13 protein-coding genes and 1 pseudogene are annotated in these 13,677 nt (G+C 73.0%); 4 read left to right on the top strand and 10 right to left on the bottom strand.

Features of this window, described 5'->3' with window-relative positions:
- Nucleotides 1-5: 5 nt before the first annotated feature.
- The 3 genes from panC to OG598_RS28760 all read right to left on the bottom strand — a co-directional run bounded on the left by panC (nucleotide 6) and on the right by OG598_RS28760 (nucleotide 2,522).
- Entirely contained in the window at nucleotides 6-854 is an 849-nt protein-coding gene (gene panC / locus OG598_RS28770; RefSeq protein WP_328651871.1) for a pantoate--beta-alanine ligase, read from the bottom strand.
- Entirely contained in the window at nucleotides 851-1,825 is a 975-nt protein-coding gene (locus OG598_RS28765; protein WP_328651870.1) for a Rossmann-like and DUF2520 domain-containing protein, read from the bottom strand. The genes panC and OG598_RS28765 overlap by 4 nt, the downstream gene beginning before the upstream one ends.
- Before the next feature lie 127 nt (nucleotides 1,826-1,952).
- The gene (locus tag OG598_RS28760) at nucleotides 1,953-2,522 is read right to left on the bottom strand and encodes a TetR family transcriptional regulator (RefSeq protein WP_328651869.1); all 570 of its coding nucleotides are present in this window, start codon (nucleotides 2,520-2,522) and stop codon (nucleotides 1,953-1,955) included.
- A gap of 118 nt (nucleotides 2,523-2,640) precedes the next feature.
- Here OG598_RS28760 and OG598_RS28755 point away from each other — a divergent pair, with 118 nt between their 5' ends.
- From OG598_RS28755 to OG598_RS28745, 3 genes are all read left to right on the top strand, one after another.
- On the top strand, nucleotides 2,641-3,552 hold the full coding sequence (locus OG598_RS28755; protein ID WP_328651868.1) for an SDR family oxidoreductase: 912 nt from the start codon (nucleotides 2,641-2,643) through the stop codon (nucleotides 3,550-3,552).
- A 65-nt stretch (nucleotides 3,553-3,617) separates the two neighbouring features.
- Entirely contained in the window at nucleotides 3,618-4,784 is a 1,167-nt protein-coding gene (locus tag OG598_RS28750) for an SAM-dependent methyltransferase (protein WP_328651867.1), read from the top strand.
- Nucleotides 4,781-5,968, top strand: a complete 1,188-nt coding sequence (locus OG598_RS28745) for an NADH-quinone oxidoreductase subunit D (RefSeq protein ID WP_181539454.1) — start codon at nucleotides 4,781-4,783, stop codon at nucleotides 5,966-5,968. Before OG598_RS28750 ends, OG598_RS28745 begins: the two co-directional genes overlap by 4 nt.
- A gap of 18 nt (nucleotides 5,969-5,986) precedes the next feature.
- Here OG598_RS28745 and OG598_RS28740 read toward each other — a convergent pair whose 3' ends face one another.
- The 4 genes and pseudogenes from OG598_RS28740 to OG598_RS28725 form a co-directional block, all read right to left on the bottom strand.
- Nucleotides 5,987-7,693 (bottom strand): hypothetical protein, encoded by a 1,707-nt coding sequence (locus OG598_RS28740; RefSeq protein ID WP_328651866.1) that lies wholly within the window; start codon nucleotides 7,691-7,693, stop codon nucleotides 5,987-5,989.
- Nucleotides 7,694-7,803: 110 nt separating this feature from the next.
- Nucleotides 7,804-8,986, bottom strand: a pseudogene (locus OG598_RS28735) (glycine betaine ABC transporter substrate-binding protein).
- Between the two features lie 25 nt (nucleotides 8,987-9,011).
- Nucleotides 9,012-9,752: an ABC transporter permease gene (locus OG598_RS28730; RefSeq protein WP_328651864.1), complete on the bottom strand. Its 741-nt coding sequence runs from the start codon at nucleotides 9,750-9,752 to the stop codon at nucleotides 9,012-9,014.
- Entirely contained in the window at nucleotides 9,749-10,435 is a 687-nt protein-coding gene (locus OG598_RS28725) for an ABC transporter permease (protein ID WP_091403225.1), read from the bottom strand. Before OG598_RS28725 ends, OG598_RS28730 begins: the two co-directional genes overlap by 4 nt.
- Nucleotides 10,436-10,437: 2 nt before the next feature.
- Between OG598_RS28725 and OG598_RS28720 the strand changes: the two genes are divergently transcribed.
- Complete coding sequence (locus OG598_RS28720; protein WP_442931398.1) at nucleotides 10,438-11,442, top strand: ABC transporter ATP-binding protein; 1,005 nt, start codon at nucleotides 10,438-10,440, stop codon at nucleotides 11,440-11,442.
- Nucleotides 11,443-11,497: 55 nt separating this feature from the next.
- Here OG598_RS28720 and OG598_RS28715 read toward each other — a convergent pair whose 3' ends face one another.
- The 3 genes from OG598_RS28715 to OG598_RS28705 form a co-directional block, all read right to left on the bottom strand.
- Nucleotides 11,498-11,989 (bottom strand): hypothetical protein, encoded by a 492-nt coding sequence (locus tag OG598_RS28715; protein WP_328651862.1) that lies wholly within the window; start codon nucleotides 11,987-11,989, stop codon nucleotides 11,498-11,500.
- A gap of 65 nt (nucleotides 11,990-12,054) precedes the next feature.
- Nucleotides 12,055-12,363 (bottom strand): hypothetical protein, encoded by a 309-nt coding sequence (locus tag OG598_RS28710; RefSeq protein ID WP_328651861.1) that lies wholly within the window; start codon nucleotides 12,361-12,363, stop codon nucleotides 12,055-12,057.
- Between the two features lie 53 nt (nucleotides 12,364-12,416).
- Entirely contained in the window at nucleotides 12,417-13,631 is a 1,215-nt protein-coding gene (locus OG598_RS28705) for an ABC transporter permease (RefSeq protein WP_328651860.1), read from the bottom strand.
- Between the last annotated feature and the right edge of the window lie 46 nt (nucleotides 13,632-13,677).

Genomic DNA, 13,677 nt, shown 5'->3' with positions numbered 1-13,677 from the left:
CCGGGTCAGGGGCGCGGGGCGAGGTGGATCGCCGCGTTGTCGATCAACCGGGTGGCGCCCACCCAGGCGGCGATCACCAGTCGAGCCGGCCCGGCCACCGGCCCCGGCTCCAACTCGGTATCGGTGAGCACCAGGTAGTCGAGGCGGGCACCGGGCGTACCGGCGCCGAACGCGGCGTGCGCGGCGGTCAGCACCGCCCCCGCGTCCAGGCCGTCGTCGGCGGCTTGCGCGCCGGCCCGCAGCGCGGCGGACAGACTCAGCGCGGCGGCCCGCTCCGGCTCGCTCAGGTAACGGTTGCGGCTGGAGAGGGCCAGCCCGTCCGGCTCCCGGACGGTCGGCACGCCGACCACCTCGACCGGCACGTCCAGGTCGCGGGTCATCCGCCGGACCAGGGTGAGTTGCTGGTAGTCCTTCTCGCCGAAGAACGCCAGGTCCGGCCGGGTGAGCTGGAGCAGCTTCAGCACCACTGTGAGCACGCCGTGGAAGAAGCCGGGGCGACTCGCCCCCTCCAGCTCGTCGCCGAGCGGGCCCGGGTCGAGGCGTACGCGGGGCTGCCCGTCCGGGTACATGTCCGCCACCGACGGGGCGAAGACCAGATCGGCGCCCGCCCGCCGGCACACCTCCAGGTCGGCGTCGAGGGTGCGGGGGTAGCGGTCGAAGTCCTCGTTCGGCCCGAACTGCAACGGGTTCACGAAGACCGTGACCAGCACATGGTCGGCCTGTTCCCGGGCCGCGCGCAGCAACGTCTCGTGCCCGGAGTGCAGCGCGCCCATGGTCATCACGACCCCGACAGTGCCCTTCAGCCCGGCCCGGGCCTCGGCCAACTCGGCGCGCGTGTGCACCACCTGGGTCATGCCGCCACCTCCCGACCACTGTCGGCCAGCACGCCGAGCAGCGACTGTGCGTCCACCGGCCGCAGCCGGCCGGCGGCGATCGCCCGGTCCGCGGTACGACGGGCCAACGCCAGGTACGCGGGGACGGACTCCGGCGCGGTGGCCGCCAACCGGGCCAGGTGCCGCTGCACGGTGCCCGCGTCGCCACGGGAGACCGGGCCGGTCAACGCGTCGTCGCCGAGCCGCAGCGCGTTCTCCAGGGCGGCCCGCAGCAGCGGGGCGAGCACCTTCTCCGGCCGGGACACCCCGGCGTCCCGCAACCGGTCGGTCGCCTCGTTGACCAGGGTCACCAGGTGGTTAGCGCCGTGGGCCAGCGCGGCGTGGTAGAGCGGACGGTCCGACTCCGCCACCCACTCGGGCACGCCACCGAGGTCGGCGACCAGCCGGGCAGCCAGCGGGCGCAACTCCGCCGGCGCGGTCACCCCGTACGAGATGCCGTCCAGCCGGGCCAGATCGTCAGGCGTACCGGTGAAGGTCATCGCGGGGTGCAGTGCCAGCGGCCGGGCGCCGGCCGCGACGGCCGGCCCCAGCACGGCCAGGCCGTGCGCTCCCGAGGTGTGCGCGACGATCTGGCCCGGATGCAGGGCGCCCCGCTCCGCGAGGTCGGTCACCACACCGGCCAGCTTGTCGTCGGGCACCGCGATCAGCAGCAGGTCGGCGGCGGCGTCGGCCACGGCGGTGACCGGGCGGCGAGGCACCTCGGGCAACAGCAGGGCGAGGCGGGCGCGGCTGGCTCCGGAGCTGCCGGAGACGGCGACCACAGGGTGCCCGGCGGCGGCGAGCGCGGCGCCCAGCACGGCACCGACCCGACCGGCGCCAACGACACCGACGGTGAGCAGACGGGAGGTGGCGCGGGCGCCGGGAACGGCGCTATCCCACGAGGCGGTGGGCCCGTACGGGCCGGCCGGACGCGGGCGCAACGGTGCGCTCATGACGACGATCCAGTCCTCGAGAAGGGGTACCGGTCGATCGCAAGTATGCGCCCGGCGTACCGAACCGGGACAAGCATGTGTGAAAACCTTCACCACCGATGAGACGGCACGTCCGGATCGCCTGCGGTCAGGGCGTTGGAGCCGACGTGATGGCGCGCAACTCGGCGGCCACCTCCGCGATCAGGTCGCTGAGCGGGGCGTCGCTGTCGGGCGCGACCCAGCGGGCGTACGCGACCCGGAAGACCGTGGCACCCGACTCGGTGGCCAGTGTGGCAGTGGTCTCGTCGAGGCCCCTGGCCCGCAGGGCGGCGGTGACCACGGCCGCCATCGAGCCGGTCTTGCGCAGTTCGCGCTCCTGCAGTTCCGGGCTGCTCTCGATGATCGACTGCCGCGCCCGGACCAGTTCGAGACGGTCCGCGAAGAGCTCCTCCGCCACCCGGCGGAAGGCGGCGACGACCGCCTCGAATGGGCCGGCGTCGGATTCGGTCACCGCCCGGACCAGGACCTCCTCCACGCGCCCGCTGCCGCTGAAGAGCGCCTCACGCTTGTCGCCGAAGAGCCGGTAGAAGGTGCGTTTGTCGAGGCCGGCACGGGCGGCGATGTCGGCGACGGTGGTCTGTTCGAAGCCGCGCTCGCGGAACAGCTCGAAGGCGGCCGCCTCCAGGCGGCCGCGCGCGTCCGGTTGCCAGCGGGCCATGCGGCGATGGTATCCGACGTCACACTGCGACATTAATTCCGTGAGCATGTCGCGCTGTGACATCACACGAGATACGGTGATGTCACAAGGCGACATCGGTACTCACGAAGGAACCACAATGCGCGTATTCGTCACAGGCGCCTCCGGCCATCTCGGCTCCGCGGTCGTCCCGGAACTGCTCTCCGCCGGACACCAGGTCATCGGCCTCGCCCGTTCCGACACGTCCGCCACCACCATCGAGAAGCTCGGCGCTCAGGCACACCGCGGGGACCTGTCCGACCTCGACGTGCTCCGGGAAGAGGCGGCCGCCTCCGACGGGGTGATCCACCTGGCGTTCCGCCACGACCTCATGGTCGACGGCGACCTGGACGGCGCCGCCAAGGCCGACCTGGACGCCCTCACAGCACTCGCCGACGGCCTGGCCGGCTCCGGCAAACCCCTGGTCGGCACGAGCGGGACGGCCATGCTCGCGATGGGCGGCATCGTCGGCCGCCCCGGCACCGAACACGACACCTTCCCCGGCGGCGGTTACCGGATCGACGCGGAGAACTTCGTGGCCGGCCTCGCCTCCCGCGGTGTGCGCTCCTCCATCGTCCGGCTCGCGCCCACAGTGCACAGCTCACTCGACCACTACGGCTTCATCACCGCCATCATCGCCGCGGCCCGACGGAAGGGGTACGCCGCCCACGTCGGCGCGGGCACCAACCGGTGGCCCGCAGTCCACACGCTCGACGCGGCAGTGCTCTACCGACTCGCCCTCGAGAAGGCCCCCGCCGGTACGCGCCTGCACGGAGCCGCCGACGAAGGCGTCCCCTTCCAGCAGATCGCGGCAGCCATCGGCCACAACCTCGGCATCCCGGTTCGGAGCATCGGCCCCGACGAGGCAGACGACCACTTCGGCTTTCTCGGCTCGTTCGCACAGATGGACAACCCGACGTCGTCCGCCATCACCCGCGAACTGCTGGGCTGGACCCCCACCCACCCCGGCCTGATCGCCGACCTGGACGAGGGGCACTACTTCCGGGCGTGAACCACTAACGGCGGTCCTGACCGTAGGGTCGGCACGGTGACCCACGCTCAACTCGGAGTGGACTGATGTCGATCCTGTGGCGAGACGCGATGAGTCGGGCGCTCTACGGGCCGGGCGGCTTCTTCGTCGCCGACACTGGGCCGGCCGACCACTTCCGCACCAGCGTGCACGCGTCTCCGGCCTTCGCGACCGCCCTGCTGCGCCTCGTCACCGAGGTGGACGCTGCCCTCGGCCACCCCTCGCGACTTGACGTGGTCGACGTGGGGGCCGGGCGTGGGGAACTGCTGCAAAGCCTGCTGGGGCTCGTCGCGTCTGGGGGCGCCGTCGGGGTTGCGGTGGGGGTTTCCGGGGAGCCCACCCGCTCCGGGCGGTCAGGCTTGATCCCTCCGCGGGCGGGCTCCCCGGAAACCCTGACTCCCCCAGCGTCCGTCCGTCGGTCGCCCGACGAGCCGTCGTCGGTCGCCGTCCGTCCGTCGCTCGCGGACCGCGTCCGCTTCACAGCCGTCGAGTACGCCGACCGCCCCGAGAACCTGCCGGAAGAGATCAACTGGAAGTCCGAGATCCCCGCCGGAATCACCGGAGTGCTGCTGGCCACCGAGTGGCTGGACAACGTCCCGCTGGACGTGGCGGTGCACGCCGAGGACGGCTGGCGATACCTGCTGGTCGACCCCGACACCGGCGCCGAATCAGTTGGTGAGTTGGTCAGCCCCGATGATCTCGACTGGCTCACCACCTGGTGGCCCAGCCCCGCAACCCCCCACAGCGACCAAACACGGGCCGAGATCGGACGGACCAGAGACGAAGCCTGGGCGCAGGCGGTGAGCAAGATCAGCCGAGGGCTAGCCGTGGCGGTCGACTACGGGCACCTGCGGGAGAGCAGGCCGGTCGACGGGACGTTGACCGGGTACCGGGGTGGGCGGCAGGTGCCTCCGGTGCCCGACGGGTCGAGTGACGTCACCGCGCACGTGGCAATGGACTCGGTCGCCTCCGCTGGTGCGGCGGTCGCCCGGTGCGCGTACTCCCTGGTCTTGCAGCGGGAGGCGCTGCGGGCGCTCGGGGCCGACGGCGGGCGACCGCCGCTCAGCCTGGCCGGCACCGACCCGGTCGGCTACGTGCGGGCGCTGGCCGCCGCGTCGGCGGTCGCCGAGCTGACCGACCCGGCCGGGCTCGGCGGGCACTGGTGGTTGCACCAGCCGGTCGGCATCCCGCTCGGGCCGGCCGTGGCACGATGACGGGCATGACCACCGACGCCGGGGACCTCCGTGAACTGACCGTCGGCACCGGGGCCGGGCTGATCGCCGGCACCGGTGATCAGCAACTCGGCACCGACATGGTGCTGAACATCGGCCCGCAGCACCCCTCCACCCATGGTGTGCTGCGGTTGAAGCTGGTGCTCGACGGCGAGCGCGTGGTCGCCTGCGAACCGATCGTCGGTTACATGCACCGAGGCGCCGAGAAGCTCTTCGAGGTACGTGACTACCGGCAGATCATCGTGCTGGCCAACCGGCACGACTGGCTCTCGGCGTTCTCCAACGAGCTGGGTGTGGTGCTCGCTGTGGAGCGCCTGATGGGCATGGAGGTGCCGGAGCGGGCCACCTGGCTGCGGATGGCCCTCGCGGAGCTGAACCGGGTGCTGAACCACCTGATGTTCCTCGGCTCGTACCCGTTGGAGATCGGGGCGATCACGCCGATCTTCTACGCCTTCCGGGAACGCGAGACCATCCAGGCGGTGATGGAGGAGGTCTCCGGCGGCCGGATCCACTACATGTTCAACCGGGTGGGTGGCCTCAAGGAAGAGGTGCCGTACGGGTGGACCGGGCGGGCCCGCGCGGCGATCGGCGAGGTACGCCGCCGGTTGCCCGACCTGGACCACCTGATCCGGCGTAACGAGATCTTCCTGGCCCGCACCGTCGGCGTGGGCGTGCTGTCCGCCGCGGACGCCGCCGCGTTCGGCGCGTCCGGGCCGGTGGCCCGCGCGTCCGGGCTCGACCTGGACCTTCGCCGCGACGACCCCTACCTGGCGTACGACGAGCTGGACGTGCCGGTGGTCACCAAGACCGCCGGGGACTGCCACGCCCGTTTCGAGGTGCTGCTCGACCAGGTGTACGCGTCACTGGACCTTGCCGAGCAGTGCCTCGACCGGGTAGACCGGCTGACCGGGCCGATCAACACCCGTCTGCCGAAGGTGCTCAAGGCGCCGGAGGGGCACACGTACGCCTGGACGGAGAATCCGCTCGGCATCAACGGCTACTACCTGGTGTCGCGGGGCGAGAAGACGCCGTGGCGGTTGAAGCTGCGCACCGCCTCGTACGCGAACGTGCAGGCGTTGGCCACCCTGCTTCCCGGCTGCCTGGTCCCCGATCTGATCGCGATCCTCGGCTCGATGTTCTTCGTGGTCGGCGACATCGACAAGTGACCCGAGCCGCCTGACCGGTCACCGCCAGCGGTCGGTGGGTGGCGCGCCGCCGGCACGCGGTACGTCGTCCTGCGGCGGGTAGCCGTAGCGCTCGTCGACCCGCCGCCGGCCGGTCCGTTCCGGCGCGGGTTCCGCCTGGTGGCCGCGTTGGCGCGGTGGGCGCCACTCGTCCGGCACCGGCACACCGCCCACCGGCAGCGCGGGCCTTCCCGGCTCGGCCCGCCGACCACCGTCGTGGCGGCGCGGTTCTTCATACCGGCCGGCATCCTCGTAGCGGCCCGCGTCGTCGTAGCGGCGCGGCTCCTCGTAGCGGCCGGCGTCCTCGTGGCGGCGCGGCTCCTCGTGACGGCGCGGCTCCTCGTGACGGCGTGGCTCCTCGTGACGGCGCGGCTCCTCGTGACGGCGCGGCTCCTCGTGGCGGACGGCGGCCCAGCGGTCGGCCACCCGGTACTCGGTGCCGGTGGCGTCGGCGTGCACCTCGGCCCGACGTTCGCCGACCCGCAACTCACGACCGTTCTCGTCGTCGCGGACGGCAGCCCACCGGTCACCGGCCCGCAGCTGCGACCAGTACTCGCCGGTGTCGTCGGCCCGCAGCGGCGGCCCGGCCTGCGGTGCCGGGGCGCCCGCCCGCTCGCGCTGCTCCGACCAACCCCGATCGTCAGGGCTGTCCCAGGACTCCGCCGCCGGCCCCTCCGGGGTGCGGTGTGACCGGGCCACCGGGGCGGGCTCGTCGGGCTGGGCGTAGGCGTCGCGCCGATCCGTCCACTCCGGTTCGTCGCGGCGGCCCGTCCAGCCCGGCTCGTCGCCGTACCCGGCCCTGGGGTGCTGCTCCGGCTCGCTCCTCGCCCGGCCGGCCGGGCGAGGGGGATGATCGGCGTCGCCGCCCCGGGTCCACTCCTGCGCGGGTGGGGTCCACTGACCGGCGTACCCGCCGCCGTAGCGCCCGGCCGGCTCGGCCGGGCCGCCGTCCACCACCGTGTGCCGGGTGGTGACGTGCACGGTCTCGGTGTGTCGGACCACGCCACCCGGCCGGTGCGCCGCCTCGGGGCGGTCGTGCTCCCGGGGGCGAGCTGAGCCGTACGCGGTGGCGGCCGACCGTTCCCCGCCGTACGTCCCGGCGGCGGCCGGCGGCTCGGGGGCCTCCCGGGCGTACGCCGGTTCGTCGTCGTCCGGGTGCTCGGCACGCCCCCACCGGGGCGCGTCGTCCGGGCCGGACACCCGGGCGCGGCCGGCCGGCGCGTCGCCCCGGTTGCGGGCCACCGGTGTGTCGTCCACCGGCGGCTCGACGGCAGCCACCCGCGCCCGTCCGGCGCCCGCCGGCTCGACGGCGGGGGCGGCACCGGCGAGGGCGGCACCGCTGGCGTCGAGACGGCGGCGCACCGCGGCGATCCCCTCGTGGGCCCGTTGCGCCTGGTCGAGCGCCTGGTTACCGCGCTGGGCGGCGGCCACGATCTCGCCGCGCAACTCCCGACGCAGTTCCTCGATCTCGTCCAGCAGCTCGTCGGTCCGCGCCGAGGCGCCCTCGCCGTCGGGCCGCAACGCGATGGAGAGGCCGATCAGCACCACGGCGAGGATGGCGAGCACCGCGGCGAAACGCAGCGGGCCATTGCCGTCGGCCACCAGCAGGATCAGCGCCGCCACCGGCGCGAGAGCGACGCCCGCCCAGAAGAGCATGGTCAGCAGCGGTGGTTGACGCCGGGCGTCAGAGGTGGCCGGGGCTGGCATGGATGTGCAGCCTACCCACGATATCCACCGGAGGGAACGGGGTCCCCGGGACGCGCGGACGCCCCCGCCCGGTCGGGGGCGGGGGCGTCCTCAGCACGTGCGGTAAGGGCTCAGCTGGTGGCGAAGGCGCCATCCGAGGAGAAGATCAGGCCCACGCTGATCGAGCCGTCGCGCAGCCCGCTCTTGGTCAGCGGCCCGCCCTGGTCGAGCGAGGAGAACTTGCCGACCGACAGCCCGTAGGTCTTCTCCAGACCCGGCTTGCAGAACGGACGCTGCTCGCACTCCGGCGGGCCACCCAGCACCGTCGCGCTGCCGGAGCACTTCGCGGCCAGCTCGGAGAGGGTCCGCACGCCGTACTTGTCGGCGAAGGCCTGGGTCACCGCGAAGGCGTTCTGGTCCTGTGCGGCGGCCGGGGTGCCGAAGGTGAGGCCGGCCTTGTCGCCCTCGGTCTTCAGCGCGGTCACCGTCGTGTTGATGTCCGGCGAGGAGATCGCCTGGGCGTTCTGGCCGTTTGCCTTGGTGTTGAGGAACTCGGCCATGGTCGCCGCGTACTCCGGGACGACCTGGATCTCGCCCTTCTCCAGGGCCGGCGCGTAGAGCTCCCGGTTGCCGATCTGCTGCACCTTGACCTGGTAGCCGGCGGCGGTGAGCGCGATCCGGTACAGCTCGCCCAGGATCTGGCTCTCGGCGAAGTTGCCGGCGCCCACAGTGATGTCGCCACCCGGGCCCTTGGCGATGCCCGCGGTGAGGTTGTTCGCGCTGGCGAACTCCTCGGCCGCCACCTTGGGGGTCTTGCGGTCCTCGTTGACGGCCTTGTTCAGCTGGATCAGCTTCGGGGTGTCGAGCGCGGCGGAGACCTTGTCCAGTGCGGCGATCAGCTGGGGGTTGGCCGCCTTGCTGTTGACAGCGGGAATGACGTTGTCGGAGTTCTGGAGCTTCTTGTCGTCCTGCAGAGCGATGAGCTGCTGGCCGGCGACCGGTGCGCACCCGGCGCCGGAGGCGCTCGTCTGGGGTGCGTCGGTGCCGGACGAGCCGGCGTCACCGCAGCCGGTGAGGAGTGCTGCCCCGGCGATGGCGCTGACCGCCCCGATCGCCAGACGTGTACGTGCTGCGCGCATGTGCCCGCCTTCCGTGTCCCGGCGCGGCCCGTCCCGGGCCGGCCGCGTGTCCGACGGGCGATCCTGACTGTCGGCCGCCCGCGAATGTCCACCCAACATGCTCCGGAACCGACCGACAACTTGGGATGGACTTCGTCACCCCATCGTCACCGATTTGACGGGCGTGGGTCGCCAGCTCGACGCGGGCTCACCCGGACGGGTCAGGCGCTACCGGTGGCGTCGGCGGCCCGGGGCCGCCCGAGGCGCTGCCGCCCGCGCCGCAGCGGCTTGGGGGTGACCAGCCGTTCGACGCCTCCGAGGACCACCTCGGCCAGCAATGCGAGCCCGGCCACCAGCACACCGCCGGCGACGATCTGCCCGCCGCCGGCCGCGATACCGATGCCGAAGCCGGTTCGGATGATCTGGCCCAGGCCGCCGCCGTTGACGAAGGACGCCAGCGCCGCGGTCGCGATCACCTGGACCGCCGCGGTGCGGAAGCCGGCCGCCAGGTAGGGCACCGCGAGCGGCAACTCCACCCGGCGCAGCAGCTGCGCGCTGGACAGGCCCATCCCCCGGGCCGCGTCGCGGGCCTCCGGGTCCACCTGCCGCACCCCGGTGTACGCGTTGGCCAGCAGCGGCGGCACGGCGAAGACAGCCAGTGCCACCACGACCGGTGTCTTCCCGAAGCCGCTGGCGAAGACGACCGGGAGGATGGTCAGCAGCGCCAGGGTGGGGATGGCCAGGGTCGCGTTGGAGATCAGCACCACGAGGCCGCCACCTCGACCGAGGTGCCCCAGCCAGAGCCCGAGCGGCCAGGCCACCAGGCAGCCGAGCGCCACCGCCAGGGCGGAGATCGTCAGGTGCTCGCCGAGCCGGTCCAGCATGCCGCCGGGGTTGGTCCAGTTCAGTGGGTCGTTGATCCAGGTGACGGCCTGCCCGATCGGGTTTTCCGCGATGGTCACCGTGCCCTCCGGGTGGACCAGGGAGTCACCAGTCGGGCGACCAGGATGAGCAGCAGGTCGAGCACGACAGCGAGCGCCACGCAGAGCAGCGCGGCCGTCATGATCTCGGCCTTGTAGAGGTTGTTCTGGAAGCCCGCGAAGATCAACTGCCCGAGCCCGCCGTGCCCGACCAGCACCCCGACCGTGACCAACGCCACCGTCGAGACGGTCGCCAGCCGTACGCCGGTCACGATGCCCGGCAGCGCCAGCGGAAGGTCGATCCGGAACAGCCGCCTCCAGCGGCCGTAACCCATGCCCTCGGCGGCCTCGCGAACCTCCGGAGGCACCTGGTTGAGACCGGCCACCACGTTGCGCACGATCAGCAGCAGCGCGTAGAGGACCAGCCCGACCAGCACCGTTGTCGCCCCGGTGCCCAGGTAGGGGGCGATGAACGCGAAGAGCGCCAACGACGGGATGGTGTAGACCACCCCGCTGACAGCGAGGATCGGACCGGCGAGCGGACGGACCCAGTACGCGAGCACTGACAACGGCAGGGCGATCAGCACCGCTATCAACACCGCCCGCCCGGTGAGGGAGGCGTGTTCGCGCACCGCGGCGAGGATCGTGTCAGAGTTGTCCCGCACGTACTGCCAGGAGAACCAGGGGTTACCCGGGTCGGCCCGGTAGCTCAGGCGGAAGGACATACGTGGACGTTACCCCGGAGGCTGCCGACGTGGCCCAATCCCCTCGCGCGGCGTCGATCTCCCTGAAGGGCATCCAGAAGCGCTACCCCAACGGCACCGAAGCTGTCCGGGACCTCAGCCTGGACGTCCGGGCCGGCGAACTGGTGGTGCTGATCGGCCCGTCCGGCTGCGGCAAGTCGACGGTGCTGCGGATGATCAATCGCCTGATCGAACCGACCAACGGTCGCATCACGCTCGGCGACGAGGACGTCACGAACGTCGACCCGGTGCGACTGCGCCGTCGAATCGGCTACGTGATCCAGAACGTCGGCCTCTTTCCACACCAGACCGTGCGGGCCAACGTGGCCACCGTGCCGGGCCTGCTCCGCTGGCCCAAGGGCCAGACCCGGGCCCGGGTCGACGAGCTGCTCGACCTGGTCGGGCTGGACCCGGCGGAGTTCGGCGGTCGCTACCCGCACGAGCTGTCGGGTGGCCAGCGGCAGCGGGTCGGGGTGGCCCGGGCGCTCGCCGCCGACCCGGTGGTGCTGTTGATGGATGAGCCGTTCTCGGCCGTCGACCCGATCGTCCGGGCCCGCCTCCAGGAGGAGTTCCTGCGCCTCCAGGCCGAGGTACGCAAGACGATCGTGCTGGTCACCCACGACCTCGACGAGGCCGTCCGACTCGGTGACCGGATCGCGGTCCTCTCCGAGGGCGGGCACCTGGAGCAGTACGACACCCCGGCCGCGCTGCTCGGCGCACCCGCCACCGCGTTCGTACGCGAGTTCGTCGGCGCCGACCGGGGCATCCGCCGGTTGGCGGTCACCCCGCTCGACCGGGAGGCGCTGGAGCCGGTGCCCGAGGACGCCGCACCGGACCTGCCCACCGTCGCTGTGGACGGCTCGGCGTACGACGCGTTGGCGGTCCTGCTCACCTCGGGCCGTGACCGACTCCTCGTGACCGACGCCGGCCGTCCGGTGGGCGCGCTCAGCCGACAGCGCCTCCTCGACCTCGGCCGCCCGACCAGCTGACCCGCCCCGGCCGCGGCGCACGTGCGACCGCCGCGCCTGACCCCGCTCGGTCGGGTCAGGCGCGACCGCCGAGGCTGGCGATGCCGATGATCCACCCGGTGAGGAAGCCGTAACCGGCACCGGCGCTGGCGTCCTGTAGGGCCCCCAGCAGCGACGGTGCCGGGCCGAGCAGCGCCGCCAGCACTGCGGCCAGCCCGCCAGCCAGCACGTACGCGGCCCAGCCGGAGAAGAACTGGCTGACCGGGCCGGGCACCCGGGCGACCTGGGCGGCGGGCAACAGGTAGAGCAGCGCCACCGCGAGGACCACCAGCAGCACGGCTCGCAGGTCGGCGGCGAACAACCCGCCGGCCTGCCCGTCCGCGTCGAGCCGCCAGGCCGGCCAGGCGAGCAGGCGCGCGTAGAAGGCACCGGCCGACTCCGGGTCGGTCAGTGTGACGGCCCAGCCGGTGTACGCCGGACTGCCGCAGATGCCGACCAGCAGCAACACGGCGAGGGCGCCGGTGCCAGCGGCTGTGCCGTAGCGGCTGACCGGGCCGGAACGGTGCATGAGCGACGCGATCCGCCCAGGCCCCGAACCGGTGGTTCGTGCGGACCTGGGCTGCCCCGAGCGGCTCAGTGCTTCATCAGGTAGTCGATGAAGGCAGCCCGCAGCAGCGGCGCCGACTCCTCGTAGCCGTGACCGGTCAGCTCCCGCCACAGCGCGTTGGCCTCGTCGATCGTCGGGCCGATCGAGTTCGGGGCGCCGTCCAGCACCGTGGCCTCGTCCGCGTTCGGCAGGTGGCGCAGCACCGACCAGAAGAAGCCCACGTCCCGATGCTCCCGGGCCCGGGCGAACGCCCGCTCCCGCAGCTCCTCGGTGGACAGCGCGTCAAGCACCTCGAACGAGGTTCCGCCCGGGGTGGCGGCAGGTGAGTCGGTCATGTCGCCGAGCCTAACGGTCGAGATCAGCTCCGGCTCGGCGGACGCGACGCGGCTCACCGCTCGTCGGTGTCCCACCGTCGCGGGCCGTCCTCCCACCGCGGATCCCGCCACGGGTCGATCGGTTGCGGCGCGGCCTGGGTCGGCAGCGTGGGAGGCCAGTTGTCGACGGACTGCGGCTGCGGCGTGGTCCAGCCCGAGCTGATGGTGCCGTCGCTGACCGGCTCGGGCCGCTCGGGGCTGCCCGATCGGGGCCGCCCGAGCGTCTCGACCAGCCGGGTGGCCAGCAACCCGATGCCGAGCGCGGCCCCGCCGACCACCCAGTTGCTCAGAGTCCAGCCGCGCTCCGGCGCGTACACCTGGAAGACCGTGACCAGGCCGACCGCCAACAGCGTGCCGAACACACCGCCCCGGCGGCCGTACGCGCTGGTGCCGGCGAGCACTGCCACGCCGATGGCCAGCACCGTCCAGTCCAGCCCCGAGGTGGGCGCCACCGGCCCGGGGTCGTTGGCGGCGAGCAGCATGCCGGCCAGAGCGGCCAGCACCGTGGAGACGACCAAGGCGACGGCGGTCACCACGGCGGCCACCGCGCCCCGCCGACGGGCCGGGTCGGCGATCGGTCGGTACCGGCCGACGAGCCGGCGGATCGCGCGGATCGCGCCGAACAGCCCACCCAGGACGGCCACCGCGGCGAAGCCTGCGAAGAGGTAACCGGCGCTGCTGGAGGGGTCGTAGTCGCCCTGCACCAGCACGGGCGCCGAACGGCGTTCGATGTACACCACAACGGCGGCGGCGCCGGCCAGGCTGGCGGCCCAGCCCGGCACGTGCAGCACCACCACCGCCAGCGCCAGCGCCAGCCCGCCCACGGCGGCGACCGCCACGGCCGGGCCGAGCGACGCCGGCAGGCCCCGGTCACCCTGCTCGGCGTAGTGCAGGGCGGCCGCTACCGCGATCGGGCCGACGGCCAGGTTCGGCGCGGCCGTCCGCAGGCTCAGCCCGGCGGCAAGGACGAGCAATCCCAGCCCGACCGCGTCGATCAGCAGCGTGCGCAGGTTGCCGTCGCGCACAGCGGCCGGATCCTCCCGCCAGAGCAGCCAGCTCACGGCGGCCAGCCCGGCCAGCAGTAGCAGCTCCCACCCCAGGTGAACGCCGATCCGGTCCCGGCCGGGCTCACCGTGGGTGGGATCGTCGAAGACGTTGTCCAGGACAGCGGCCGGCACCCCAGACGAGGGTTCGGCCGACCGGTCCCGGCCCGCTTCTTCGTACCCCATCACGCCGCCTCCCCAGTGGCCGACCGTTCCCAGTCCGGCGCACGGA

The organism is Micromonospora sp. NBC_00330 (genome assembly GCF_036136635.1).
GTDB lineage: Bacteria > Actinomycetota > Actinomycetes > Mycobacteriales > Micromonosporaceae > Micromonospora > Micromonospora salmantinae.
Note: the sequence above shows the minus strand (reverse complement) of the source record. Positions and strands in the feature narration are given on the sequence as shown.

Bases quoted from the DNA above. Each gene is read 5' to 3' on its own strand.
- panC (WP_328651871.1), bottom strand. From the start codon at position 854: ATGACCCAGGTGGTGCACACGCGCGCCGAGTTGGCCGAGGCCCGGGCC.
- OG598_RS28765 (WP_328651870.1), bottom strand. From the start codon at position 1,825: ATGAGCGCACCGTTGCGCCCGCGTCCGGCCGGCCCGTACGGGCCCACC.
- OG598_RS28760 (WP_328651869.1), bottom strand. From the start codon at position 2,522: ATGGCCCGCTGGCAACCGGACGCGCGCGGCCGCCTGGAGGCGGCCGCC.
- OG598_RS28755 (WP_328651868.1), top strand. From the start codon at position 2,641: ATGCGCGTATTCGTCACAGGCGCCTCCGGCCATCTCGGCTCCGCGGTC.
- OG598_RS28750 (WP_328651867.1), top strand. From the start codon at position 3,618: ATGTCGATCCTGTGGCGAGACGCGATGAGTCGGGCGCTCTACGGGCCG.
- OG598_RS28745 (WP_181539454.1), top strand. From the start codon at position 4,781: ATGACGGGCATGACCACCGACGCCGGGGACCTCCGTGAACTGACCGTC.
- OG598_RS28740 (WP_328651866.1), bottom strand. From the start codon at position 7,693: ATGCCAGCCCCGGCCACCTCTGACGCCCGGCGTCAACCACCGCTGCTG.
- OG598_RS28725 (WP_091403225.1), bottom strand. From the start codon at position 10,435: ATGTCCTTCCGCCTGAGCTACCGGGCCGACCCGGGTAACCCCTGGTTC.
- OG598_RS28715 (WP_328651862.1), bottom strand. From the start codon at position 11,989: ATGCACCGTTCCGGCCCGGTCAGCCGCTACGGCACAGCCGCTGGCACC.
- OG598_RS28710 (WP_328651861.1), bottom strand. From the start codon at position 12,363: ATGACCGACTCACCTGCCGCCACCCCGGGCGGAACCTCGTTCGAGGTG.
- OG598_RS28705 (WP_328651860.1), bottom strand. From the start codon at position 13,631: ATGGGGTACGAAGAAGCGGGCCGGGACCGGTCGGCCGAACCCTCGTCT.